The organism is Nocardioides conyzicola, from assembly GCF_039543825.1.
Taxonomy (GTDB): Bacteria; Actinomycetota; Actinomycetes; order Propionibacteriales; family Nocardioidaceae; genus Nocardioides; species Nocardioides conyzicola.
In genome coordinates, this window is record NZ_BAABKM010000002.1 from 420,815 (window position 1) to 446,457 (window position 25,643).

The window sequence follows — 25,643 nt, forward strand, 5'->3', positions numbered from 1 at the left end:
GGTGCCGGGACCCGACGACCGTAGGCGGCGACGCGGCTCGACTCAAGCTCGCTCAGTCGGCTCTCAGACCGGGCTGGGACCCTGAGGCGTGACCGATCACTCTCTCTCGCCGCGTGCCCACGCTCTGCTGACCCGCATCGAGGCGTGGTCGGACGCCGGTCCCGTCCGGGCCGTTGTGGTGAAGGTCATGGTGACGGTGGGCGGTCCGCTGGTCATCGCCGCCGGCGTCGCGATGCTGGTGCTGCCCGGTCCCGGGCTCGTCGTGATCGCGCTCGGCTTCGCCCTGCTCGCGCTCGAGTACGACTGGGCGCGGCACGCGCTCGGCCTCCTGGGCCGCGGGCTCTCCCGGGTCCGCGCCGTGGTCTTCCCCCGCGACGGATCCCGCGCGCGCCGACTGGTCGGCCTCGTCGCCACCGCGGGCTTCATCGTCGCCACGACCGTGCTGACCTCGGCGGTCACCGCCCTGGTCGGGACGCAGGCCATCGCCTGAGTCGCGAGCTCAGGGCACCGTGATCAGCGGTCCCGGGTACGGCGTCGACCTGGCCATCGTGAGCGCCCGCTTCAGCACGAAGGGGTCCGCCTGGTTGTAGAGCCAGGGGCGCCCGAACCACACGAACCCGTCGACGTACCTCCTCGCCAGCGCCCGGTCGTCGGACGACAGCAGCCACTTCGGATCGGCCGTGCGGACGGTCGGCGGGATGCCGAGCGTGACGCAGCGGGTCTGGACCTGGGTCTTGCAGACCCGGGCGTTGTCCTTGAGGTCCTTCTTGGTCGCGGGGACCATGTCCTCCCACATCGTCGGACGGCCGCTCTTGGCGGTGTCGATGATGAAGTGCTTGACGCCGTACCCGTCACGCTGGAGGGCGGCCGCGATCCTCGCCCCGTGCTCGATGTTGTCGGCCGGCCCCGTGTAGTGGGTCGAGTCGAGCGCGAAGCCGCGGGCGTACTCGATGCCGGTCCGCTCGAGGATCTGGGCACAGCGCTCGGGGTCGGCGCCGGCGCCGTTCTCGCACCAGTCCGCGGCCCCGGCATCGATGTAGACGCTGGTGCGGGACAGCGCCGACAGCTTCTGCGTGGCCCACGTCAGCAGCTTCGACTTCGCCCCCTTGTCCGGCGTGCACCACAGGAACGGCCCGTCCGGCTGCATCACGACGAGCATCGGGGTGCCCGCGATCCCGGCGGCCAGCTGGTTGATCCAACGCCGGTAGCTGCGCTTCTCCGCCGGCGTCGAGCGCCGCTCGCACGCCTCCTGCTCCCACGGCTTCATCCGGAAGACCGCGATCTGGACGAGCTTGTCCGGGTCGCCCGCCTGAGACGTCGCGATGTAGCTCTGGACGGTGGAGCGGATCCTGTCGTCAGCGACGAACGCGCCGTACCACTTGGTCCTCGGCCGGAGCCCGATCTTGGAGAGCAGCGCCTGCCGGGTCCCGTGCGACGAGAGGAACGGCCCGGAGACCTGGTCCTGCGGGCCCTGGTAGACGCCCCACACGCGGTCGGCCAGCGGGTTCGACGGGTTCTCGTCGTACGCGTGCTCCGCCTTCTGCCACACCTCGGTGACCGACGTCAGCGGTCCCCGCGCGTGCGGTGTCGCGGACTGCGAGGCGCCGGCGAGCAGGCCGATGCAGGTGAGCGTGAGCGCGCAGGTCGCGGCACGTCGTACGCCGAGTCGCATGGTCCGTCCTCCCGAGACAGCGTGGTGAGGGCCGAGGGTTCCGTCACAGACTCCCTCCCGGACCCCGCCCGTGTTCACCGATCGGCAGAAGTCGGCTCCCTCGACCCGGCGACCAGGGACCAGCAACGCCGACGACTTCAAGCGGACCACGACCCTGCTCGGCCTCACTCTCACTTCACGACGAAGCGCACCGCCTTGGCCTTGTCACGGCTGACGGTCGAGCTGCCCAGGAAGGCGACGTGCACGCTGTGCTTGCCCGCCTTCAGCTTCGGGAGCTTGATGCTGATCCGGCCGTGCTCGAAGGCTCCGATGTGACGCGTGACCGTCTTGCCTCCAACGCGCACCTGCACCTTGCCGGTCACGTTGGTGACGAAGGGGCTCGTGACGCGTACGCGCAAGGTGCCGCGCTTGCCTGCCGCCACCCGTCGCTTCGCGGCCTTCGCGGTGATGGTCGAGGCGACCCGTCCCTGGCGAGCCAGCTGGACGGTGCCCAGCTCCAGGGTGCGTCCGGGGACCGCGAGCAGCGCCTGGCGGGAGCCGGTGCGCGCCATGATCGGCGCGCCGCCACCGATGGACGACATCCGGAACTGGTCGCCGTCCTCGCGACCACCGACGGTGGAGATGGTGATGCGGTACGCCCTGCCGGAGGGCACCTCGACCCTGAAGACGCCGCTCTGGTGGGCGACATCTGCCGGGGTGCCGGCGTAGCTGAGGTTCGACGCGACCGGCGTGGCGGCGTTCGGGTCGTTCGGCCACACCTCGACGTTGACGTTGTTGAGCGGGTTGCCGGCCTGGTCGGTGAGGACCCCCTGGATCCAGGAGGACCCGGCAGCCGGCTGGAGGGCGGTGAGCGCCCCTGCCCGCGCCGCGTGGGGAGAGGAGTCGGCGAAGGCCGGCAGCACCTCCGGCGCGAGCACGAGGCTGCCGATCGCGGCGCTGGCGATGACGATCGTGGTGCGGCGACGCCAGTGCCGGCGGGCTGCAGGGGCGGGACGGGGAGAGGGGGACATCAGACTTTCCTTTCGTGCTGACAACGAGCGGGTCAGCCGGCGACGGCCGACACGAGATGGCGGACAAGGGCGATCATCAGGAGCGCGGTGAGCGTGCTGACGGCCACGACGAAGCGCGTCTCAGGTGCGGTCAGCCGCTGCTTCGGCGTCCCCCGGTGACGGTGAACGGTTGAGGACACTTGCCTTCTCCTTGGGTTCTGCTTCGGTGTGTTCTGGTGAGGTCAACGGTGTCGCTGGACCCGACTCCCGGGCTACGCGGGTAGCGGCCATCCCGGCACCCGGCCAGCCACCATCAGCGGTGGCCGTCGGCCCCCGCCGTGACCCGACGGGCGGCGCCGACGAGCACGACGAGCTCGACCGCGAACGGCGCGAGCGGCGCAACGCCGTGCGCGTCGTCGATCACCTCGGCCCCGACGAGCGCACCGAGCACGACCGCCACGAGCACGAGGGCGAGACGTAGGGGCATTCCGGCCGGCTGGCGCTGCCCACCGGCGCGGCCGGCGAGCAACGCGAGCGTCGCGGTGAAGGCGGTCGTCGAGACGCCGGCCACGTCCAGCGCGCGTACGGCACTCATCTGGAGCCCCATCGACAGCGCACCCAGGGCGACCAGGACGCCGATGCGCTCGTCGGGCTGCGACGTCGTGGTCCAGGTCAGCACGAAGACCACCTGGACGGCGAGGCCCAGCGCGAGGGTCGTGACCACCCGCGTCGGCCAGCGGCGGCCCGCCGGGGCCGCACCGCGCAGAAGCGGTACGGCCACGACGCAGCCCACGACGAACCCGACCAGAGACACGAGCACGGTCTGGGGCTCGGGGCCGGCCGGGGGTCGGGTGCCGGCGGCACCCAGACCGAGGAAGACCAGGTTGCCGGTCTGGAAGGCCGTGAACACCTTGCCGAAGGTCAGGAACGCGATCGCCTCGTAGGCGCCGGCCGAGAAGGACAACCCGGCGAGCAGCCAGTCCGAGCCCGCCAGCGACCTGCCTGGCCGGCGTACGACGAGGTCGGCCGACCCCGGCGCGTCGGCGGTCATCGAGCCGTCGCGGCGCCGAACTCAGCCCGCAGCCGGTCGCTGTGCTCGCCGAGCGCGGGAGAGGGGAGCATGGTGCCCATCGAGTTCCAGGTGCCCCACTTCATCGGCGAGCCGGGCACGTCGAAGCCACCCACCTGCTTGACCATGCCGCGAGCCTTGATCTGGCCGAGCTTGCGGGTGTCGTCGATGTTGAGGACGAGGCTCGACGGGATGCCCGCGTCCTGCAGACGCTGGTGCCACGTCTCGGCGGGCTCGGTGCGCAGCTTTGCCTGGAGCTCGTCCTTCAGCTCGGCCTGGTTGTCGGTGCGGTCGACGTTGCTGGAGAAGCGTGGGTCGTCGGACAGCCCGGGCAGGTCGAGCGTCTTCGCGAGGATGCCGAAGAGGTGGTCGTTGCCGCAGCAGATCGCGATCGGCTGGTCCTGGCAGTCGAACGTGTCGAACGGTGCCATCGAGGGGTGTCGGTTGCCGATCCGGGTGGGCCGCTCCCCTGTGCCCAGTGCCTCCATCAGGCTCTGCTCCATGACCGAGAACGTCGCGTCGAGCATCGAGATGTCGACGGTGCTCCCCCGGCCGGTGCGCTCCCGCGCACAGAGGGCGGTGACCACGCCGCAGTAGCCGAAGATGCCACCCAGGATGTCGGCGATCGAGGTGCCGACCCGTGTGGGTCCGCGGTCCGGCTCCCCGGTGCCGTCCATCATCCCGGAGATCGCCTGGATGACGGTGTCGTACGCCGCCTCCTGGTGGAGCGGTCCGTACTGGCCGAAGCCGGAGACCGAGCAGACGACCAGGTGCGGGAACTCCTCGACGAGCTCGGCCGGGTCCAGGCCGAGCCGGGCCATCACGCCGGGCCGGAAGTTCTCGACGACCACATCGGCCCGCGCGATCACCTGCTTGACGAACGCGCGGTCGTCCGGGTCCTTGAGGTCCAGGCAGATGCTCTCCTTGCCGAGGTTGGCGAACCGGTAGTACTCGGACGACCCGTCCTGGGCGAACGGCCCCATCAGGCGCGTGTCGTCGCCGGTGTCAGGTCGCTCCACCTTGATCACCCGGGCCCCCGCATCCGCGAGCATCCGCCCGCAGGTGGGGCCGGCGAGGACCCGGCTGAAGTCGACCACGGTGATCCCCTCCAGCGGGTAGGGCTGGTCGGGGTTGAGGTGGTCGAGCTGCTCGGTCATGGCTTCTCCTCAGGGTGGGTGGGTCAGGACGCGGCGGACGCCGCGCGCTGGGGGTTGAGGCCGCCGATGTGGCCGCTCTCGGTGCCGGCGGTGGGATCGATGACGCAGTTGACGACGGCCGGACGCCCCTCGGCGTACGCCGCCTCGAGCGCCTTGGTGAGCTCCGTCGGGGTCTCGACGTGGTAGCCGCTCCCCCCGAACGCCTCGGCGAGCTGGTCGTAGCGCGCCGACGGGCTCAGCGCGGTGGGAGCCGGCTGCGGTGGCGCCTGGCTCGGGTCGTCCCCGCGGTAGATGCCGCCGTTGTTGAGGACGACAGTCGTGACGGGCAGGCCGTAGCGGCAGATCGTCTCGACCTCCATGCCGCTGAACCCGAAGGCGCTGTCGCCCTCGATCGCGAGGACCGGCAGCCCGGTCTCCACGGCGGCGGCGACCGCGTAGCCCAGTCCGACGCCCATCACGCCCCACGTCCCACAGTCCAGGCGACGTCGCGGCATCGTCATCGGCAGGATGTCGCGGGCGAAGTCGAGCGCGTTCGCGCCCTCGTTGACGAGGATGGTCCCCGGGTGCGCCGCCAGCACGTCGCGGACGGCACCGAGCGCCGTCGAGAAGTTCATGGGGCTCACGTCGGCCGCGAGCCGCGCTGCCATCTTCGCCGCGTTCCGCGCGGCGTGCTCCGACAGACGGTCGAGCCAGCCCTGGTCGATCCTGATGCCGCCGGGGCGCAGCGCCGTCGCCAGCTGGCCGACCACCGACACCAGGTCACCGACCAGGGGCGCGGCGATCGGCCGGTTGCTGTCCAGCTCCTCGGGCTCGACCTCGACCTGCACGAAGCGGGCGTCCTCGGCCCACTGCGGCGAGCGTCCGTGGCCGAGCAGCCAGTTGAGCCGAGCGCCGAGCAGGACCACGACGTCCGCCTCGGCGATCGCCATCGACCGCGCCGCCGCCACCGACTGCGGGTGGCCGTCGGGCAGCACGCCCTTGGCCATGGACATCGGCAGGAACGGCATGCCGGTGCGCTCCACGAGCTCGGTGACGACGTGCTCGGCGCGCGCCTGGGCGACGCCCTTGCCGATGACGACGAGAGGCCGACGGGCACTCTCGATGACCTCGACCGCCCGGTTCAACGCATCGAGCGAGACGAGCTGGCGTGGCGCCGGATCGACCACGGTGATGACGGAGCGGGCGGCCTCGTCGGCCGCGATCGCAGCGCCGAGGGTCGTCGACGGGAGGTCGAGGTAGACACCTCCGGGGCGACCGGACATCGCGGTGCGCACCGCGCGGGCGACCCCGAGACCGACGTCCTCGACCCGCTCGACGCGGAAGGCCGCCTTGACCAGGGGGCGCGCCGTCGCGAGCTGGTCCAGCTCCTCGTAGCCGCCCCGCTGGAGGTCGACCACGGCCCGGTCGCTCGATCCGCTGATCTGGATCATCGGGAAGCAGTTCGTCGTGGCGTTCGCCGTGGCCACCAGCCCGTTGAGGAAGCCGGGCGCCGAGACCGTGAGACACACACCCGGGCGGCCGCCGAGGAAGCCGGCGGCAGCCGCGGCGTGCCCGGCCGACTGCTCGTGGCGGAATCCGATGTACCGCATGCCCCTGGCCTGGGCGACCCGGGCCACGTCGGTGACCGGGATCCCGACCACGCCGTACACCGTGTCGATGCCGTTCGCGACCAGCGCGTCGACGACGAGCTCGATGCCGTCGCTGAGCGGTGCCTGCGTCTCCGAGACTGTCATGGGTTCCTCCGTCACACGGTGGGTGGCGTTGCCTGGGCCACCGAGTCTCCTGAGACCTGCGGACGATGTCGTTGCCGCTGACCGCCGTTGCCGCTGGCGGGTAACGGGTAGTCCCGGGGGTAGTGAGCCCAACCAGTCATCTGACGGATGCAGGTGCTCGACCGAGCGCGGAGGATGAGCCGGACGGAGGTCGAGCAGGTCCTCGTGCGGGAGAGGGAGGCATGTCGTGTCCGTCGACGACAAGGTCGTGGTCACACCACGAGAACACACCACACGCATCGTCATCGCTGACGGCGACGTCCTGACGCGCACCGGCCTCGCGGGCCTGCTCGAGCAGCGCCACGGGCACCAGGTCGTGGGGACGGCCAGCGACGCCGACGGGGTCATGGAGCTCGTCAGCCGCCACGGCCCGGACCTCGTGGTCCTGGACGCGGGACTGCGGCCCACGCGCACCGTCGAAGGTCTCGAGGCCGCCGCGCGGATCAGGGCCGAGCGGCCGGAGACGGCGATCATGGTGCTCGCCGCACATGTGGAGATCGAGTCGTCAGCCGAGCTCCTGGCGAGTGGACGAGGGGTCGGCTACCTCCTCAAGCACCGGGTCGTCGACGTCGACGACTTCATCGATGCTCTGCACCGGGTCGTCCGCGGCGGATGCGTGCTCGACCCCGTGCTCGTGCACGAGCTGATGGTCGCGCGCGACCGGGACGACCCGTTCTCCCAGCTGAGCAGGCGGGAGCACGACGTGCTCGCCCTGATGGCCCAGGGCCGTTCGAACCTCGGGATCGCCCACGAGCTGTGGGTCGCCGAGGGCACCGTCGAGAAGCACGTCCGGAGCATCCTCACGAAGCTCGGGCTCGGCGACAGTCCCGCCGACCATCGCCGCGTGCTCGCTGTGATCGCGTTCCTCGCCGGCACGGCCGGCGATGCTGGGGGCACCCACGACCATCCCCGACTGGCGGCTGCGTCGGCGTGACCTAGGCGACCTCCACCGGCGCCCGACGGACGCCGCGCGGCGTGGCCAGGCCACGGAGCTGGACGCTCGGGGGGACGTAGAAGAGCCCCCCGCTCACCGCCGTCGAGAAGTCGAGCAGGGGGTCGTAGGTGCCGAGCGGTACGCCGACGAACCGCCTCCGCACACTCGCCTCGAGGACGTCGGGCGACGCGGCGTACGCGACGGACACGGTGCCGAACTCCCCCAGCGCCGGCGAGCCGAACGCCATGTCGTGCCGCAGCGGCTGCGTCCCCTGGTGACGGGTCAGCCGGTGCCGGTCGACGTCCTGGGCCGGGATCGGGGTGTTGGTGAGCTTGTCGCGCCCCATGACCCGCTCCTGCTCGCACACGTGCAGCCGTTCCCACGCCGTCAGGTCGTGCAGGAAGGTCTGCACGAGCGCGAAGCTGCCGCCGGCGTGCTCGGGATCGTCCGCACCGATGAGCGCGGCCACCTCAGCGGCCGCGCCGGTGGGGTTGTCGACGTCCTCGACGAAGCCCAGGAGGCTGCGGTTGTCGAAGGAGCGGAACGCCTGCACCTCGAGCTCGACCCGGACCGCGTCGCGGAGCTCGGCGACCACCCGGGTCACGAGCTCGAAGCAGAGCCCCCTGCTTGCGGTCCGGACGTGGACGAGGAGGTCGCCGGGTGACGCCGGTGCGGTCTGGGTGACGCCGTGGACCGGCTCGAACGGTCGCATCCCTGACGGTGCGGTCCGGCCCGCGACCCGCAGCCATCCGTCGTACGAGAAGCCGATGACGCACGCCAGCTCCGCGTCCGGTGCGCGCGCCCCTACCGCTCGCACCAAGAGGGGAAGCGCGCAGGCGAGGCCACGCACGACGGCCTCGGCGCCGGGACGTATCGAGACCACGAGCACGTGCGACACCCGACCGGGCGCCGCCAGCACGGCCTGCGCCTCGCTGCCGACGTCGGAGGGAACGATGGTCACGCACCGACCGTCTCAGGGCGACGCGTCCCGGCGCCATGCCGCCAGCACCCCCTGACGATGGCGGATCTCCCACCCGCTCGAGGGAGGTCAGCATGCCCGTCAGTTCGCGGTGCCCGACCGGCCGAGGTCCTCCGACGTCTCCAGCCCGGCGAGTGCAGCGCCGAGCTGGCCCCGCGACGAGATCCCGAGCTTCGGGAAGATGTGGTAGAGGTGCGAGCTCACCGTGCGATGCGAGAGGAACAACCGCTCGCCGATCTGGCGGTTGGTCAGACCGGCGGCGGCGAGCGCGGCGATCTGGATCTCCTGGGCGGTCAGGTGCTCCCACGCAGCCGTGACCTGCTCGGGGGGCAGGTCCCCCGCGGCGCGGAGCTCGACCGCCGCGCGCTCGGCCCACGGCACCGCGCCGAGTCCGGCGAAGGTCTCGTGCGCCAGGCGCAGAGGCCCGCGAGCCTCGGCGATGCGCCGGCCGCGGCGCAGCCACGCCCCGTAGTGGAGCTGCACCCGCGCGCGATGCATCGGCCACGCCGCCAGCCCGTCGCGCAGCGCCTCCTCGAAGAGGTCCGCCTTGGCGCTCTCCTCCGCGAGCAGCGGCCTGGCGACCAGCGCGCCTGCCGCCAGGACCGGCGACCCGGTGCGTAGTCGTCGGTCGAGCACCGCGTCGATCGCCTCGCGGGCGGCCTCGGCCCGGGTGCCGAGCGCCCCCGCCTCGGCCAGCTCGGCGACCAGGAACGTGCAGTGGTGCTGGTGGAAGGCGACGTCGTGCGGGTCGAAGACGGCGTACAGCTGGGTGAACGCCTCGTCGTACTGGCCCCGGGCCAGCGCCGCGTAGCCGCGGACGGTCCGCACGAGGGCGAGCATCGGGTCGGCGCCGACCGCCAGGAACACCTCCTCGGCGCGATCGGCGTCCATCAGCGCTGTCTCGACGTCACCGCGCAGGCTGCGCGACGCCGCCACCGCCAGCGAGGAGGTGGCCTCCCAGAGCGGCTGCATCGTCTCGAGCGCGAGCCGTCGGCCCTCCTCGCCAGCCACCTCGGCCCGGCGCAGCCGGCCGAGATGCAGCTCGCACCAGGCCGACCCGGCCAGGGCCTGGGTGAGGCTGCTCAGCCGCCCCTGCCGCCGGCCGTCGGCCACGGCAAGCGCATAGAGCTGGCGTCCCCTGGGGTGGTCACCGAGCCCGGCGGCCCCCAGCCCGAGCCCGAGCATGACCTCGGCGTTGCGATCGGCGAGGGAGAGGTCGAGCCGGTCGTACGCCGCCAGCGACTTCGCTCCGCGTTCCTCGGGCGCCGCGAGCGAGGTCACGATCAGGTGCACCGCGCTGTCGGCCGCCGTGACCTCGTCGGCCGACTCGGCCAGCAGCCGCGACGTGTCCGCGTCGACGTTGGACCACCACGACCGCAGCGCGATGCCGACCAGCATCGCTGTCGCCCTGCGGGTGTCGCCATCGGCGTGCATTCGGCGGGCGATCTGCGCGAACAGGCGCACGCGGTCGCCACCGCTCCACGCGCCGGTGGTCAGCAGCTCGTGCATCCAGTTGAGGCGGGTCCGCTCCCCCGCGTCAAGGACGGCCGGGTCGAGGAGCTCGAGCACGGTCAGCGCTCGGTCGCGCTGGCCCATCTCGTCGAGCATCTCGAGGAGGAGCAGCTGTCGGGTAGCGCGCCGACGCGGGTCGGCACTGAGCCGTGCTGCCTCCTCGTACGCCCGGGCCGCTGTCTCCAGCGCTCCTCCCTGCAGCGCCGCGACGGCAGCCTGGTCGAGCTGGTCGGCCACCGCCTCGTCCGGGGCCTCGGCCGCCGCGGCCGCGTGCCACACCCGCCGATCGGGCGAGCGCGCCGTCCGGGCGAGGACGCGGTGCGCTTCCTGGCGCGTCGCCGGGCCGGCGTCCTGGGAGACGGCCGAGCGCACCAGCGGGTGCCCGAACCGCACCTTGTCGCGGTCGATCTCCACGAGGCCGACCTCGACGGCGGGCTCGAAGTCGCGCAGGGACACCGCCATCCCGGTCAGCACCCGACCGGCCGCCAGCACCTCGCCCACCGCGTCGCTGTCGTGGAGCGCCGCCAGCAGCACCAGCCGCCGCGTGCGCTCGGGCAGCACCGCCATCCGGGACGCGAACGCCGACTCCAACCGGCGGCTGACGGGCAGCAGGTCGCCGCCATCGATGTACGCCGCATCGGTGATGGTCTTCGGGAGCTCCTTGATCGCCAACGGGTTGCCCGCCGCCTCGTCGAGCACTCGCCGTCGGGCGTCGGCGGGCAGGTCGGGTGCGACCCGGTCGAGCAGCGCCGCCGCCGCGACGTCGTCGAGCCGGCTCAGGCGCACGGTGTGCCATCCCTGGCCGAGGGCGACCTCCTCCAACGGGTCCGGCTGCTCGTCGCGTCCCGCCAGCGCCAGGCGCACCGGCTCCGGACCGAGCCGTCGGGCGACGAACGTCAGCACGTCGCGGGTCGGGCCGTCGACCCACTGGACGTCGTCGACGGCCACGAAGAGTCCCGTCTCCCGGGCCACGTCGGTGAGCAGCTCGAGCACGCTCATCGCCGTGCCGACCATCGCCGCGCCGGCGGCCTCCGGCGCGTCCAGGGCATTCAGGGCGTCCGCCACCGCCCGGCGCCACCGCGGTGTCTTCTCGTCGGTGCCGAGCGGGTGGAGCAGCTGGTGCAGCGTCGCGAAGGGAAGTCCTCGCTCTGTCGGCGTGCCCGCGGCGCTCAACGTGACCATCCCGCGCGAGGCAGCCACGTCGCGCGCCCACGCGACCAGCGAGGTCTTGCCGATCCCGGGCTCGCCGCGCACCAGCACCACCGGCGAGGCGGAGGCGCCCGTGACGAGGTCGTCCATGAGCCCGCACTCGGCCCGGCGCCCGGTGAGCGCGTCGACGGAACCCATCCCCTCCACCCGTCCGATCCGGGCAGGAAGCAACCAGCCCCGATCTCCCTCTCCGGCGATCGTACGGCGGGGGAACGACGTGCGGCCTCCCCAATTCGGGTGATGGGGAGCACCCTCCCGCTGGCGGGTAGTCGAGTTGGCGGCTGGCGGCGAGGTGCGGACCGGCCCTCGCGGACGACAGTGCAGGTAGTCGCAGATCACCCCACCGAGGACGAAGCCATGAACACCCACTCCCTCCCCCACCGCACCAGCCGCCCCGTCCGTCGTGCCGCCGTTGTCGGAGGCGTCGTGCTGGCGGTCGCCCTGAGCGGGCTGGTCGCGCCGACCACGTCGGCCGCAGACAGCCCGCGCCGAGCCACGCCGCCCACGACCTCCTCGCGCGCCGCTGCTGCGGCCACCCCCCTCTCCCGCGCGACGGCGGCGCTCACGCTCGCCCTCGCCGAGCTGCACAAGGGTCACCCGGGGAAGGCCGCGGCCGCGTTCAACGCGCTGGCGCGCCGGACCGACCGTGCGCACGCCGCGGCCGTCGGGCTCATCGGCAAGCCGCCCGCCGACCCCGAGAGCGACGAGCCTCCGGGCCCGGGCGCGGTGCTGAAGATGCTGGGCTTCGACCACAAGGTCACGACGACCCTGGTGCCGCTGCTGAACCGCCAGAAGGGGACGCGGGTGGTCCGCTCGATGGCCAACGCCCTGAACCGCACCCACGTCCGCCGCAACGGCATGATCTCGCGGGTCGTCGCGCTTCCCCCGGAGGGGGCCGGCGACGACTACACGGACGGCATGTCGGACATCCTCGGGACCTTCCCCGCCGAGATCAAGCTGATCGACACCGCGCTGTCGACGTACGTGCTCACGACCGCCGGGCGCAGCTCACTCACCAGCACCCGTGCGCGGGTCGTGGTGGCGAACCGGCTCATGAACGGCGCGTACGGCGGTGGCGAGTGACCCTGCACCGCCCCGGCGCTCCACGCACCCACCGCCGCCGGGGCAGCAGGGTCGTCCTGCTGGGCGTGGCCCTGGTGACGCTGGCCGCGGCGGCGTACCTCGCGGTCGTGCCCGGCGTCGCGTGGACCAACGTCACCCGGGTCGACGCCGAGCCCGACGGGCCCCGGCCGGCGGACCAGCCCGGCACGACGTACCTCCTGGTCGGCCTCGACAGCCGGTCCGACCTGTCGTCGGCCGATCGGCGACGGCTCGGCACCGGCAACGGCGACGGGGGGAACAGGGCCGACACGGTGATGCTCCTCCACGTCGGCGCCGGCCCGGCCCTCCTGCTGTCGGTGCCGCGCGCATCGCTCGTCGACGTGCCGGGGCACGGCACGTCGATGATCAACGCCGCCTACGCGTACGGCGGTGCGCCGCTGCTGGTGCAGACCGTCGAGGCGGCCACGGGAGTCCGGGTCGACCACTACGTCGAGGTCGGCCTGGGCGGCGTGGTGAGGAGCGTCGACGCCGTTGGCGGCATCGTCATCTGTCCGGAGACCCGGATGGACGACGCACGCGCCGGCCTGCACGTCGACGCCGGGTGCGCGCGGGCCGACGGCCCGACCGCGTTGGCCTACGCGCGTTCGCGGCACGCACAGCGGCTCGATGACCTGGACCGCGCCGCCCACCAGCGCGAGGTCGTCTCCGCACTCGCCGACGCGGCCCTGTCCCCGCGCACGTTCGTCAGCCCCCGGCGCTACTGGCGGGTCGCCTCCGGCGCCGTGGCGTCGGTCCGGGTGGGCGACGACGTCGGTCCGGTGGCGATGGCGCGGCTCGCCTGGGCACTGCGCCACGTCGACGGTGACGGCGGCCTGACCTGCGGGGTGCCGATCACCGACGCGGATGTCGCGGTCGTGCACTGGGACCGCGAGCGGGCCGCCGAGATGTTCGCCCTCGTCCAGGAGGACCGGGTGGCTGACCTCGACGAGTCGCTGTGTCGGCGGTCGGGTCTCGCGACGGTCACGGCCGGTGGGGCGCACCCGGCGCCGTCGCGGCAGCAGCGTTGACCAGGCCCCAGCCGTAGAGCGGATCGGGGCCCGGGGCGCCCAGGTCGCGGGCGGTCGCCCGCAGTCGGTCGGCGACGGCGTCCGGCGACGGGTGTTCGCCGAGGACGCCGCTGGCGATCACGAGGGCCGCCGTGGCGGCGACGTGCGGAGCGGCCATCGAGGTGCCCTGGTAGCCGGCCAGGTCGAAGCCGACGTACGGCGCCGCCGCGCGCGTCACCTGGAAGACCCGCGCACCGATCCGTCCCAGCCCGCAGTGCGGGTCGTCCGCGTGTGCGTCGCCTCCCCCGCCCGGGGCCACGAGGTCAAGACCCTCGCCGTAGTCGGAGTAGCTGGCCAGGCAACCGGAGTCGGTCGTCGCGCCCACGGCGAGGACGTCGGGCGCCGACGCCGGGTACGCCACCGAGTCCTCGCCACGGTTGCCGGCGCCGACCACCACGAGCGTGCCGCGGTCGTGCGCCTCGGCGAGCGCGTCGGCCAGGTCGTGCACCGAGGCCGGGCGCGGGTCGGAGACGAAGTTCAGGCTGAGGTTGATGACCTGGGCGCCGTGGTCGACCGCGTACCGCACCCCGCGCGCGATGGCGCCGGGCTCGCCCTCACCGTAGTTGTCGAGCACCCGCACCGGCATCAGCCGCACGCCGTACGCGAGGCCGGTCAGGCCCACGCCGTTGCCGGTCCGCTCCGCGATGGTGGACGCGACGTGGGTGCCGTGGCCGTTGCGGTCGAAGGGATCATCGTCGTCCCCGACGAAGTCGTAGCCCGGCACCAGCAGATCCGGGTCGAGGTCGGGCGAGCCCGGCTCCGACTCGTCGCCGCCCGGGTACGCCACTCCGGTGTCGAGGACCGCGACGGTGACGCCCTGCCCACCCGGGGCGCCGGCAGCCACGAGGTTCCCCCACGCGTCGGGTGCGTCGACGCCGTACGGGCCGGCGAAGTTCCACTGGAGCTCGGCCCAGCCGCCGGCGCTCCCGCTGCGGCCGGGGTCGTCGGGCACCAGCGGACGAGCGACGGCGCCGGTGCCGGCGCCGGACGTCGCGGTGAGCACGGCGGCGACTCCCGCACCCAGGGCCAGGCACGCACCGAGGCACCCCAGCAGGCCGGGCCCGTGCGTCGCACGCCGGCCGCTCATGGCTGCGGGAGCTCCACGCGGAGGATCCGGTCGTCGCCCGGGCGCGGCTCGCCGCGCCCGTCGCGGTTGCTGGTCAGCACGTACAGGCTCCCGTCGGGAGCCTCCCTCACCGTGCGCAATCGACCGTAGGTGCCTTCGAGCATCGGCTCGTCGACGACGACGCGGCCGTCCTCGAACTGGAGACGACGCAGCTCCTGGCCACGCAGCGCGGCCAGCACGTAGTCGCCCTGCCACGCGGACCGCCCGGTGAGGAAGACGCCTCCGGACGGCGCGATCGCGTCGAGGTAGATCCGACCCGGCGTGCGGAACCGACCGCCGCCGGTGTCGTCGCCGATCGCGGCGGGCCACCCGTAGTTGCCACCGGGCTCGATCACGTCGACCTCGTCGTAGCCCTCCGGCCCGTCGAAGCCGGTCGGCCCGTGGTCGTTCGCCACGAGCATCCCCGACTTCGGCTGCCAGTCGAAGCCCTGGGAGTTCCGCAGCCCGCTCGCGACGATCTCGGGTCGCGCCGGGCCGCCTCCGCGGTACTGCTCGGGCGTCAGCGCGAGCATCTTCCCGTTCAGCGACGCGGGATCCTGCGCGAGATCGGGCTTGCCGGCGTCCCCCGTGGCAAGGAAGAGCCGCCCGTCTGGCGCGAAGCCGAGACGACCCGAGTCGTGGACGTCGCCGGACCGGATGTCGTCGACGAGGGTGGCGTCGGGCACGAGCCGCCTACCCGTCCACCGCCACCGCTCCAGCCGCATCGAGTCGGCCGCGGTCCAGTAGAGGTAGACGAAGTCTTTCTTCGCGAACTCGGGGTCGACGACCACGCCCAGCAGACCGCCCTCGCCGCGCGGTGAGACCGGCACCCGCGCGACCGGCGCCGGGTCGAGCCGGCCAGCCGGCGTGAGGCGCCGGACGCGGCCGGCCCGTTCGGTGATGAGCGCCGAGCCATCGGGCATGAAGGCGAGGTCCCACGGCACCTCCAGGCCGGTGGCGACGGTCGTCACCGTCGGCTGCTGGTCGCACCGGTCGGTGTCCGGGCAGCTCTGCAGGACCGTGACATCGGGCGCTCCGTCTCGCCAGCGGAGGTCGATGAGGAGCGAGGCTGCATTGTTGGCGTAGGTCAGCTCGTGCAGCGAGCCGTCGGCGTTGACGTGGTGCACCAGGACGTACGTGCCGTCGGTGAGCCCGGAGAGGTCGAGCTCCTGGTACTCGAGGTTCGCTGCGTACTTGTCGCCGTACCCCACCGAGATGCCCTCCACGAGGTGCGTGAGCTCGGCATCACCGAGGCCGCACTCCTCGGTGTAGACCGCGGTCGGCGCGGCCGCCGTCACGACGCGGCTGTCGACGGCGTAGCGGTCGCCGAGGCAGAAGCCCGACTTGCGGTCGCGCACGACCACCTCGCCGCCGCCGGGTCGCCGCAGCTCGTACCTGTCGAAGCCGACGTAGTGCCAGTGTCGGTGGTCGGGCGAGACCACGAAGGTCAGGTTGCCGACCTCGGGGACGACCGCCCGTCCGCCGTCCTGCATGGCGAGCACCTGGTTGACCGGCATCGGTTCCGACGCGCCACCCGTGGTGCGGTTGCCCTCGAGGACCATCGGGCCGTCGCCGATGTTGCGGATGGCGGATGCGAACCCGAGCACCCACGCGCCGTCGCCGCCGCGACGCACCACGAGCTGGCTGGGCGTCTCCTGATCCAGGTCGGGCAGGAGCGCACCGCTCGGAGGCCCGGCGTCAGCGGTGCGTCCGGACTGGCTGCCCAGGAGAACGGCACCACCCAACAGCAGGCTCGCGGCGGCCACGGCCGCCGCGAGCCGCACCCTGGCTGCGTGCGTCTCACCCACCCCTAGTCGTCGGCCGGAAGCGGCGGCCAGTAGGTGTTGATCTTCGTCTCGGTCGCCTTGGCCTTGGTGATCAACGACCGCAGGGCGGTGACGACGTCGGCCGGCAGGACCTTCTTGTTGGTGGCGATCGTGCCCTTCAGAGCGACGATCTCGTCATCGAGGTACACCACTACCGTCGGCATCACGCTCCCGATGGTGGTGGCGACGGGCGCACCGCCTGCGCTCGCGCTGTCGTCGGCCGGTGGCGGAGCCGGAGGCTCCGTGGTGTGGATGTACTCGATCGCCCGGTCACGGAGGGTCGCGTTCGCCTGGAGGGCGGCGACCAGCTTGGCGTTCAGCACCGGACGAGCGCTGAGGAGACCGGCCGACGCAGCGGCGAGGTCGTGCTGGATCGAGAAGAACTGCTGCGCGGTCGCGGGTGGTGCCGCGTAGCCCGCACCGCCTCCGTCACCGCCGGCTCCAGCGCGGTCCGCCGGAGGAGGCGGCGGCGGCGTGGTCCGGATCAGGTAGCGCGTCCCCGCCCAGGAGGCCTTGATCTGGGCGCGGGCCGCCTGCACGCTGCGGCCGGCACCGGTCACGTCGCCGATGTCGGCCTTGGTCGACGCCGCAGCCAGGGCGGCAGCGGTCCGGTCGAAGTGAACGCTCACCAGACCTGGGTAGAGAGTGGCGCCGCCGCCGTCGCCGCCTGCGACTGCGAGCGGGGCGCTCTGCGAGACGCCGGGGCGGGAGGGCTGCTCCGCCTCCGAGGCGGTGACGACGGCGGCCGCTGCGGTCAGTCCGACCAGGCCGGCTGCTAGGCCCGCGAGCATGGTGAGTCTGTGGGAACGCATCTCGGACTCCTCCGGGTGGCACGAGTAGGGAACCCCACCAAGACTTCGGCACGGCCCCGGAACCAGCCACCCCGGCAGCGGCCCACTTCTGCTGCGGGTGTCCCCCACTCCGAATACCGGTCAACAGGTGGGTGTCACGGCGCTGCGACGTCCATACTCAGGTTCATGTCGCATGCCCCGAACGACGCGGACCGGAACCTCCGGGTCGTCGTCGCCGATGATGACGTCCTGCTGCGGGCCGGACTCGCCAGCCTCCTCAGCAGGCCCGGCTTCGAGGTGGTCGGCGAGGCGGGTGACGCCGTCACCCTGCTCGACCTCGTACGGGAGCGCGTGCCCGACCTGGTGCTCACCGACATCCGGATGCCGCCGACGCAGACGGTCGAGGGCCTGGACGCGGCCCGCACCATCCGTGAGGAGCTGCCCGACGTCGCCGTGCTCGTGCTGTCGGCGCACGTCGAGGTCGAGCACGCGATGACGCTGCTCGCCGGCGGCCAGGGCATCGGCTACCTCCTGAAGACCCGGGTCGTCGATGTCGACGACTTCCTGGACTCCGCACGACGCGTCGCACGAGGCGGGTCGATCGTCGACCCGGCCCTCGTGCAGGAGCTCGTCTCCGCGCAGCGGCGTGACGACCCGTTGGACGCGCTCAGCCCGCGCGAGCGGGAGGTGCTCGCGCTGATGGCCGAGGGCCGCTCGAACGCGGGCATCGGCCAGGTGCTCTGGGTGACGCCCGGCACCGTCGAGAAGCACGTCAAGAGCATCATGCACAAGCTCGACCTCCAGGAGGACGTCGCCGACCACCGCCGGGTGCTCGCCGTCGTCGCCTACCTCCAGGCGCTCTGAGGTCCGACCCTCTTCCCGATAGCCGGTAGTCCCACCGGCCCGCCGTCGGGAACCACGGTTGGTCGCTGTCCGCGACGCGGTGAGACCCCCGTCGTCGCGATGCTGGAACGGTCCACACAGCAACGGCGACCAGAGGACCGGTCATGGCGATCTCAGCGGCGACAGCCACCTCCACCCGGGTGTGGGACGTCCTGCGCGAGCGCGAGCTCACCGTGGCCGGTGTCCTCGCCACGACGGTCAAGGTCACGGCGCAGCAGGCCCTCAGCCAGGCCGCCGGCGACGCCGCGCGGACGCTGGCGTCGGTGGCGGACGCGCTGCCGCTGCCCGCCGGTGGGAGTCTCGACTGGCTGTCCGGCGGGCTGGTCGCCGCAGCGGCCCTCGCGAACGCGTGGACCTTCGGGTTGGCCGGTGTCGTCCTCCTGCTCCTGCTCCCCGTGGGTGGGCCGGTGTGGGCCGGACTCGTCCCCGTCGGTACGACGGCGTCGGGCCTGCGGAGCTGCGCCGACTGGGCGAGAGTTCGGGTTATCCGCAATGCGCGGGACGAGGCGACCGCGGATGATGGAGGTGTGAGCATGAGCATCTTGATCGTCGACGACAGCGCACCCTTCCGCGAGCTGGCCCGGCGGATTCTGGCGAGGGACGGCTTCGACGTCGTGGGAACGGCATCCAGCAGCGCGGAGGCCCTCTCCAGCGTGGCGGTGCTCCACCCGCAGGTCGCGCTCGTCGACATCAACCTCGGCACCGACAGCGGCTTCGATCTCGCCCGCCGACTCGATGCCGGCCAGCCGCACCGCCCCTCGGTCGTGCTGATGTCCACGCACTCGGCGGACGAGTTCGCCGACCTCATCGAGGCGAGCCCCGCGAACGGCTTCGTGCCGAAGGAACGCCTGTCAGGCGACGCCGTCCGTCTCCTGGTCGCCGATGCCGGGTGACTCGTCCCGCGGAAGCGGGAGCACGGCGACGATCGTGGTGCCCACCCCTGGCGGGCTGCTGACCTCGAGGCGTCCCCCGAGCGCGTGCACGCGGTCCTCGAGACCAGTCAGTCCCGACCCTCGGTCACGATCGGCCCCACCGACACCGTCGTCCGCGACGGTGAGGCGTACGTCGGTCTCGGTCACCTCGAGCGCGACCCGGACCACCGACGCCCCAGCGTGCTTCGCGATGTTGGTCAGCGCCTCCGAGGTCACGTAGTAGACGCCGACCTCGACGGGTGCAGCGAGACGCCCCACGGCGCCGATGTCCAGCTCCACAGGCACGCCCGACCGACGACCCAGCACTCCCAGTGCGGGTCGGAGACCGCCCTCCGTCAGGATCGCGGGGTGGATGCCGTGGGAGAGCTCGCGGAGCTCGTCCACCGCGCTGACCAGGCTCGTCTCCACCTCGGTGAGCTGCGGCGTGATGTCCGTGCCGTCGCGGGCCATCTCCCGGGTGAGACGCACGTTCAGGGCGAGGCCCACCAGGCGCTGCTGGACACCGTCGTGCAGGTCGCGCTCGATGCGCCGGCGGGACTCGTCGGCAGCCCTCACAAGCCGGGACCGGGAGGAGATGAGGTCGGTGCGCGCCTGCGCGTTGGCCACGGCCGTCGCGACGAGCTCGGTGAACTCCCCGAGACGCGTCTCGATGCCCTCGGGGACCGGTAGGTCCGACCGCGACGAGACGACCATGACGCCCCACACGGTCCCGTCAACCGTGATCGGGCTTCCCGCACTGGAGCGCACACCGAGCTCACGCAGCGAGGCCGCCCACGGTCCGCGTGCGTGCTCGAAGCTGTCCATGCGCGCCGGGCGCCGGGTGCGGTGCACCATCTCGGCGACGTTGTCGCCCTCGAGGCTCAGTCGGGTCCCCGGCGTCGCCCTGGCCCCGGACGTCGACCACGCCGCGACGACGGTCGCCGTGCCGTCGGTGTGGTAGCGGACCATCGTCGCGAGATCGGCACGCAGGTGTCGCCCGACCTCCTCGGTCACGACGGCGAAGACCTCGTCCGGAGCGGTCTGCCGCGCCACCAGTGTCGCCACCCGGCGCAGCGCGGCCTGCTCGTCGGCCAGCGCGCTCCGCGCGACCTCGGCACGGACGGCGAGGCGCCGGGCCCGGACCGCCAGCTCGCCCAGCAGGGACGCCATGAGCAGATAGCTCACCAACGCGAGCATGTTGCGTGCGTCGGGGAGCTCGACGTCGTGGGTCGGCGGGATGAAGTACCAGTCGAGGGCTACGACGCTCGCAACGCCGATCGTCACGGCGTACGCGATGTCCCAGACCCGGGCGACCACGACGACGAGGCCGACATCGAACGCGATCATCGCAAGGGACACCGCGAGCGACTCGGGCAAGGGCTTCGCGAGCAGCACCGTCGTGGTCGCGAACCAGGCCGCGCCGACCAGGAAGGCGAGCGTCATCTCGACGCCCCTCGGCGGCGGCGTGCCCAGCCTGGTCATGGCGGCAGGCTAGCGGAGCGCGCGGCTACGGTCGTGCGCTCTGGCGGCGGCCCCAGACGGCACGGAGCATCGGTCGGACGGTACGGCGACGGTGGACCAGCAGGTCGATGGCGAAGACGAACAGGACGAACGTCGCCGCCACACGCAGCACGACGACCGGGTAGACGACCTGAGCCACGAAGATCGTGGTCACCATGAGCGCGTCGATGCGTTGCGGCTGCATGGTGGCCAGGGCTGCGACCACGAAGAGGGTCATCGCGATGGTGAACGCCAGCTCTACCTGCTCCCTCGGCGCGAGCGGCATCACCGGACCGCCGCCGCCCGCGAGGTAGGCGACGGGCAGCGCGCCGAGCCCGAGCGTCCACTGGCTGACGGACGACGCGAGGAAGAGCGCCATGCCCTGCGCCGGGCGGTGGTTGGCGATGAGGACCGCGACGACGACGAACTCCGGGGACTCGGTCGCGATCGGCACCACCGACTGGATCAGGAGGTAAGGGTCGATGCCGACCGAGGCCCCGGTCGCCAGCAGAGCGTCGGCGAACGGGTTGGCGACCAGGAGGACGACCAGACCGGGCCCCACGATCAGCCCGATGATCGCGAGCTGTCGTCGCCGCCCGGACAGGGCCACGAGACCGGCGGCGACTCCGACGGCGCCTGCCTCCTCGCCGTGCGTGCCCTGCACCCGCCGCGTGTAGAGCACGTAGAGCGTGATGAGCACGACCGACTCGAAGACGGACAGGTTGCCCCGGATCGTGAACTGGATGGCGAACACAGCGGTGACCAGCAGCACGCCGAGCTCGAGCCGGCGGTTGTCCGCGAGTCGCACCGGAGCCGCCTCGTCGCCACGGGCGTGCGCCAGCATGAGCACCACCAGCGGCAGCGACACCGCCCCCGCCAGCAGGAGCCGGGTGGCGCCGGTGAGGTTGGCGGTCACCAGCTCGGCGGCCTGGATGAAGGCGAAGCGGATCTCGATCACGAACTCCGGCAGCACCGTGACCAGCGCGACGACCGCGAGCACGAGCCCGCCGGAGAACACAGCCTCCCCGGCGTCGGCGGCCCACGCGAGCATGAAGGCCGCACCGATGAGACCGATCCCCAGGAAGATGACGGCCAGCTGCACCGGCACCACCGGGCCGAGGAAGTGGACGACGACACCGACGAGCGAGCACATCGACGCGACCAGGATCGACCGGTGCCACGAACGATCGACCGCAGCTCCAGGCTCCGCCCCGCTCACACCGGCTCCAGCACGGTCACGGGGACCGACATCTGGCTGGAGGCTCCGCCGCCGCGGGCGATCACCGTGAAGGTGAAGTCACCAGGCGCCGCCGGCGTCCAGACAACTCGGGCGGCGTCGGCGGGACACGCGAACCGCCATTCCTGGAGGACCGTCCCGTCGTCGTCGGAGAGCTGCGCGAGCACGCTCTGGCAACCGCTGGCGCGGACATCGAAGCGCGCCGCCTCTCCGACCGTCGCGCTCCGCGGGGCCTTCGTGATCGTGACGGTCGGCGGCATCACCGCCGTGCTCGGCCCGACCTCGATGCGGAGCTTCTGGCGCACGACCTGTCCCTCCGTGCCGCGCACCCGGACGACCAGCGTCGAGGCCCCGGTCGCGTCCGGCACCCAGGCGACGACGCCACGCCCGTCGCGCACCTCGTACTTCCGCTGGAACACGATGCCCGCGCGCGTCGAGACCTCGGCGACCTCGGTCACGCCGTTCGCGACCTCGAACCGCACCCGCACCGGCTTGCCGACCTCGCCTGTCGTCGGCAGGTCGAGGAGCTGCAGGCGCGGCGCCGGCCCGAGCACCTCGACCGTGATGACGTCGGAGGTGCGGGTGCCGTCGAGCCCGACGACCGAGATCCGGACGCGCGTCTCGCCCGGCTCGGTCGGCAGCCAGCGCACCGAGCCGGTGCCCGACGCCACCTTCAGCCTCGCCCGGACCCGCCCGGTCGCCGAGGTGATCGTCACGTCCTCTTGACGGGCGTTGACGACCCGGAAGTCGAGGTCGGTCCACTCCCCCACGACCGGTGGATCGTCCGGGGCGGCGAGCTCGACCTCCGGCGGCTCGTTGAGCGCCTGCCGGACGGCGCTCTCGACATCGGGGCCGAGACCCGCCCGTCCGTTGACGTACGCCGTGACCCCGAGCAGCCGTGCGGCTCCCGGGCCACGCGATCCCTCGTAGAGGTTCTGCACCTGCACCAGCCCGCCCCGGAGGAGCATGATCCGAGGACGGCCGAGCAGCACGGCGTCGATGGACGACTTGTCGAGGTCGCGGATCTCGAGGTTGCGCAGGCCCAGCAGGTTGCTCACCCGCGGCGTGGCGAACACGAGCCGACTGACCTGGGCCGGGCCGAGCGTGACCGGGTCGCGTGGCAGACCCCGTGCGATCAGCCGCGCTTGACCGTCGTCGTCGATCCATCCGTTGAGCGAGCCGACCAGGTTCTGCCCCTGGCTCGGCGTGTAGTACGTCGCCAGCACCACCCGGGCCCCTTGGCCACTCGTGGGCGGGATCCAGATGTAGACGGGCGGCATGGTGAGCCGCAGGTCGTCCTCGTCGGACTCGTCGAAGTCGACGTCGCCCGCGACCTCGATCGGGCCGGACAGGGCCAGCGGACGGGCCCACGTGTCGGCCCCGCTGACGAAGACGTCAGCGCGCGTGGTGTGGTAGCGCTCGTACGCCGTCGACTGCGCGTTGAAGAGCTCCGCCGGGTAGCGCAGCCGGCCGCGCAGCTTGTCGGGCAGCGAGGAGAACGGCTTGAAGAGGCTCGGGAAGATCTCCCGCCACGCCCGCAGCACCGGCTCGTCGTCGTCGGTCACGTACAGCGACACCTTGCCGTCGAAAGCGTCGACCGTGGCGACCACCGAGGCACGTGCGTAGTTGACCTGGCTGTGACCCAGGGCGACCTTCTGGGCATAGGGATAGCTGGTGCTGGTGGTGTAGCCGTCGACGACGAAGACGACGTGTCCGTTCGCGGTCAGCGGCATGGCCTCGGAGTCCCAGTGGATGAAAGGTGCGAGGGTCTTGAGCCGGTCGTGCACGTCCCGGTGCAGCAGCAGCCGCGAGTCGGGCGTGATCTCCTCGGACAGCAGCAGCTCCTTGCTGCCGAGCGCGAGGGCGAACACAGCGCGACGAGCAGAGCTGGACAGCTTGATGCCGCCAGAGCCGTCGTAGTGGTAGGTCGAGCTGCCGGCAGCGCCCTGGGTCGCGGGGATGTCGACCTCCGGCCGGCGGGTGTTGGCGACGACCCACTGGGAGTCGGCGACGTCCTCGTCGAGGGTCGGCTTCAGCAGCCGGACCTGTGTCTCGGGCGCGTCGTCGTCGGACGCGAGCCGGGGCAGGTTGCCGAAGTAGATGCGGGGCTGGGTGACACCGAGCCCGGAGTCGAGGAGGCGCGGCTCCCGGTCGTCGCCGACGTCGGTGCTGGAGAAGCGGATCAGCCCCAGCCCGTGCGTGTAGGACAGCCGGTTGCTGACCCAGGTGTCCCCCTCGCTGGGCACCTTGTTGAGGTCGAGCTCGCGCGCACTCACCGCGGTCAGCTGTCGCTTGCCCTTCGACCTCACGACGTCGATCTGCGGGTCGTCCGGGCTGAAGTACGGCGGCTCCGTGACGAGCTGACGCATCCGGGCACCCAGGATGTAGGTGTCCCAGGTCGGCACCCGGGAGAAGCGCTGCCGTGAGTCGGCGAAGTCGGCGGCGTTGAAGGTGCCCTCGGGCTCGTAGGACCGGACGTCGATCTCGTCGAGCCCCAGGGCGGCCTGGGTGCTCCGGAGGGAGCTCGCCAGGTAGGGCTTCTCGGTGACCAACGGGTTCGGGTCGACGACGTAGCGCTGCACGATGATCGGTGCGACGGCCCCGATCAGTGCCCCCAGGGCCGTGAACCCGACGACGGAGCCGAGCACGAACAGCCGACCGGCACGGGCGAACCGGGTCCGAGCCACCACCGGTGCCAGGAGGCAGAGGACGGCGAGGACCAGCGCGGTGGCGGCCAACGCACGCAGGATCGGGATCGTGACGTTGACGTCGACGTAGCCGGCGCCGGCGAACGAGTGGCTGTCCTTCGACGAGGGCTGCCCGAGCTCGAGCACGTACTGCTGGAGCTGCAGGCGCCACGCCACGACCAGGAGGACGGCCGCGGCCAGGCCGGCGAGGTGTATCCGCGCCTCGGGCCGCACCCGCAACGGCCGGAGCCCGACGCGCCCCCGCGCCACGTAGACGACGAGCACGATCACCGAGGTGACCCCGAGCAGCGACAGGAGCCACACCGCGACGTCGAGGTAGAACGGCAGCGAGAAGACGAAGAAGCTGACGTCACGGCCGTGCAACGGATCCACCTCGCCGAACGACTGCCGGTGGCGCCAGAGGAGGTACGTCGATAGCCGGCTGGTCGCCGCCGACGCGAACAGGTTCCCGAGCGCCAGCGAGATCGCGACGATCGCGAGCCGGCCCGCGAACCGCCGCACGAGGCGCGTCCCGTGACAGGCGCCGAACAGGTTGACGGCGACGACGGCGGCGGCCACCAGCATGACCCGGAGATGGAAGTCGACCCGTGCCTCGATCAACCGGCGGAAGACCTCGCCCTGGCCGAGCTCCTCGAACCACAGCGCACCCGGGATCACCCGGGCGTAGAGGTAGGCGATGAGCGCCGGGAGACCGACCACCAGCACGACCACGGTCGCTCGACCGCGAACACGGAGGAAGAACGGCAACCGGCGTCGCCGGCGCTCGACCGGCGGGAGCTGCTCGACGACCGGCTCCGGAAGCTGCTCGTGGACGGGCGTCGGGTCCGGGTCGGAAACCGAGTCGGAAACGGGGTCGGAAACCGAGTCGGAAACGAGCTCAGGAGCCGACTCCGGGGCGGGGTCCGGGTCCGGTTCCGGAACGGCTTCCGAGCGGACGACCACCTCCCGGGGCGCGCGGCGTCGACCCTCGAGCCGACCGTGCTCGGCCAGGAACGCGTCCACCGCCTGACGCGGCACCACCCACACGAAACGGGAGCCCCACGGCTTCCGCTCGCCGCCGAGCTCCCCCTTGCGCAACAACGTCCGGACCGTCTGCGGGCTGGTCCCGAGAGCCTCCGCCGCTTCGGCTACGGAGAACTCGTCCTCCACCGTGCGAAAGTACCGTCAGGAGCGCCGGGGAGCGACGCTTTCGCAGAAACAT

At 72.4% G+C, this 25,643-nt stretch carries 20 protein-coding genes; 6 read left to right on the plus strand and 14 right to left on the minus strand.

The features are described from left to right. Positions 1-88: 88 nt before the first annotated feature. The gene (locus tag ABEA34_RS04995; protein WP_345519865.1) at positions 89-490 is read left to right on the plus strand and encodes a PGPGW domain-containing protein; all 402 of its coding nucleotides are present in this window, start codon (positions 89-91) and stop codon (positions 488-490) included. A 9-nt stretch (positions 491-499) separates the two neighbouring features. Here ABEA34_RS04995 and ABEA34_RS05000 read toward each other — a convergent pair whose 3' ends face one another. The 6 genes from ABEA34_RS05000 to oxc form a co-directional block, all read right to left on the minus strand. Further along, entirely contained in the window at positions 500-1,672 is a 1,173-nt protein-coding gene (locus ABEA34_RS05000; protein ID WP_345519867.1) for a glycoside hydrolase family 6 protein, read from the minus strand. 170 nt (positions 1,673-1,842) lie between these two features. Continuing rightward, positions 1,843-2,682: an Ig-like domain-containing protein gene (locus ABEA34_RS05005; protein WP_345519869.1), complete on the minus strand. Its 840-nt coding sequence runs from the start codon at positions 2,680-2,682 to the stop codon at positions 1,843-1,845. A 32-nt stretch (positions 2,683-2,714) separates the two neighbouring features. Next, on the minus strand, positions 2,715-2,861 hold the full coding sequence (locus ABEA34_RS05010) for a hypothetical protein (RefSeq protein WP_345519871.1): 147 nt from the start codon (positions 2,859-2,861) through the stop codon (positions 2,715-2,717). Between the two features lie 113 nt (positions 2,862-2,974). Continuing rightward, positions 2,975-3,712 (minus strand): YoaK family protein, encoded by a 738-nt coding sequence (locus tag ABEA34_RS05015; RefSeq protein ID WP_345519873.1) that lies wholly within the window; start codon positions 3,710-3,712, stop codon positions 2,975-2,977. Further along, positions 3,709-4,887: a CaiB/BaiF CoA transferase family protein gene (locus ABEA34_RS05020; protein WP_345519875.1), complete on the minus strand. Its 1,179-nt coding sequence runs from the start codon at positions 4,885-4,887 to the stop codon at positions 3,709-3,711. The genes ABEA34_RS05015 and ABEA34_RS05020 overlap by 4 nt, the downstream gene beginning before the upstream one ends. Positions 4,888-4,910: 23 nt before the next feature. Further along, the gene (oxc, locus tag ABEA34_RS05025) at positions 4,911-6,620 is read right to left on the minus strand and encodes an oxalyl-CoA decarboxylase (RefSeq protein WP_345519877.1); all 1,710 of its coding nucleotides are present in this window, start codon (positions 6,618-6,620) and stop codon (positions 4,911-4,913) included. A gap of 226 nt (positions 6,621-6,846) precedes the next feature. Here oxc and ABEA34_RS05030 point away from each other — a divergent pair, with 226 nt between their 5' ends. Next, positions 6,847-7,593, plus strand: coding sequence for a response regulator (locus tag ABEA34_RS05030; protein ID WP_345519879.1), 747 nt, complete (start codon positions 6,847-6,849; stop codon positions 7,591-7,593). Position 7,594: 1 nt separating this feature from the next. Here the strand turns inward: ABEA34_RS05030 and ABEA34_RS05035 are convergent, their stop codons facing one another. After that, entirely contained in the window at positions 7,595-8,554 is a 960-nt protein-coding gene (locus tag ABEA34_RS05035; RefSeq protein WP_345519881.1) for a Dyp-type peroxidase, read from the minus strand. A gap of 99 nt (positions 8,555-8,653) precedes the next feature. Then, on the minus strand, positions 8,654-11,431 hold the full coding sequence (locus tag ABEA34_RS05040) for a helix-turn-helix transcriptional regulator (protein WP_345519883.1): 2,778 nt from the start codon (positions 11,429-11,431) through the stop codon (positions 8,654-8,656). Between the two features lie 219 nt (positions 11,432-11,650). On the opposite strand from ABEA34_RS05040, the gene ABEA34_RS05045 reads away from it, so the two are divergent. Together ABEA34_RS05045 and ABEA34_RS05050 are read left to right on the plus strand one after the other, a co-directional pair. Continuing rightward, positions 11,651-12,376, plus strand: coding sequence for a hypothetical protein (locus tag ABEA34_RS05045; RefSeq protein WP_345519885.1), 726 nt, complete (start codon positions 11,651-11,653; stop codon positions 12,374-12,376). Then, positions 12,373-13,422: an LCP family protein gene (locus ABEA34_RS05050; protein ID WP_345519887.1), complete on the plus strand. Its 1,050-nt coding sequence runs from the start codon at positions 12,373-12,375 to the stop codon at positions 13,420-13,422. Before ABEA34_RS05045 ends, ABEA34_RS05050 begins: the two co-directional genes overlap by 4 nt. Here the strand turns inward: ABEA34_RS05050 and ABEA34_RS05055 are convergent. Genes ABEA34_RS05055 through ABEA34_RS05065 form a run of 3 tightly spaced genes read right to left on the minus strand, consistent with a single transcriptional unit; the run spans position 13,376 to position 17,204 of the window. After that, complete coding sequence (locus ABEA34_RS05055; protein ID WP_345519889.1) at positions 13,376-14,548, minus strand: S8 family serine peptidase; 1,173 nt, start codon at positions 14,546-14,548, stop codon at positions 13,376-13,378. The genes ABEA34_RS05050 and ABEA34_RS05055 overlap by 47 nt on opposite strands. Further along, positions 14,545-16,374: a PQQ-dependent sugar dehydrogenase gene (locus ABEA34_RS05060; protein WP_345519891.1), complete on the minus strand. Its 1,830-nt coding sequence runs from the start codon at positions 16,372-16,374 to the stop codon at positions 14,545-14,547. Before ABEA34_RS05060 ends, ABEA34_RS05055 begins: the two co-directional genes overlap by 4 nt. A 2-nt stretch (positions 16,375-16,376) precedes the next feature. Continuing rightward, a complete protein-coding gene (locus ABEA34_RS05065; RefSeq protein WP_345519893.1) occupies positions 16,377-17,204 on the minus strand; it encodes a hypothetical protein in 828 nt (275 codons plus the stop codon). Between the two features lie 165 nt (positions 17,205-17,369). Here ABEA34_RS05065 and ABEA34_RS05070 point away from each other — a divergent pair, with 165 nt between their 5' ends. Then, positions 17,370-18,047, plus strand: coding sequence for a response regulator (locus ABEA34_RS05070; protein ID WP_345519895.1), 678 nt, complete (start codon positions 17,370-17,372; stop codon positions 18,045-18,047). Between the two features lie 143 nt (positions 18,048-18,190). Beyond that, positions 18,191-18,979 (plus strand): response regulator, encoded by a 789-nt coding sequence (locus ABEA34_RS05075; RefSeq protein WP_345519897.1) that lies wholly within the window; start codon positions 18,191-18,193, stop codon positions 18,977-18,979. Here ABEA34_RS05075 and ABEA34_RS05080 read toward each other — a convergent pair. The 3 genes from ABEA34_RS05080 to ABEA34_RS05090 all read right to left on the minus strand — a co-directional run bounded on the left by ABEA34_RS05080 (position 18,938) and on the right by ABEA34_RS05090 (position 25,591). Beyond that, the gene (locus tag ABEA34_RS05080) at positions 18,938-20,479 is read right to left on the minus strand and encodes a GAF domain-containing sensor histidine kinase (RefSeq protein ID WP_345519899.1); all 1,542 of its coding nucleotides are present in this window, start codon (positions 20,477-20,479) and stop codon (positions 18,938-18,940) included. The two genes, ABEA34_RS05075 and ABEA34_RS05080, sit on opposite strands and share 42 nt — an antisense overlap. Before the next feature lie 25 nt (positions 20,480-20,504). Then, positions 20,505-21,650, minus strand: a complete 1,146-nt coding sequence (locus ABEA34_RS05085) for a hypothetical protein (protein WP_345519901.1) — start codon at positions 21,648-21,650, stop codon at positions 20,505-20,507. 62 nt (positions 21,651-21,712) lie between these two features. Beyond that, positions 21,713-25,591: a UPF0182 family protein gene (locus tag ABEA34_RS05090; RefSeq protein ID WP_345519903.1), complete on the minus strand. Its 3,879-nt coding sequence runs from the start codon at positions 25,589-25,591 to the stop codon at positions 21,713-21,715. Between the last annotated feature and the right edge of the window lie 52 nt (positions 25,592-25,643).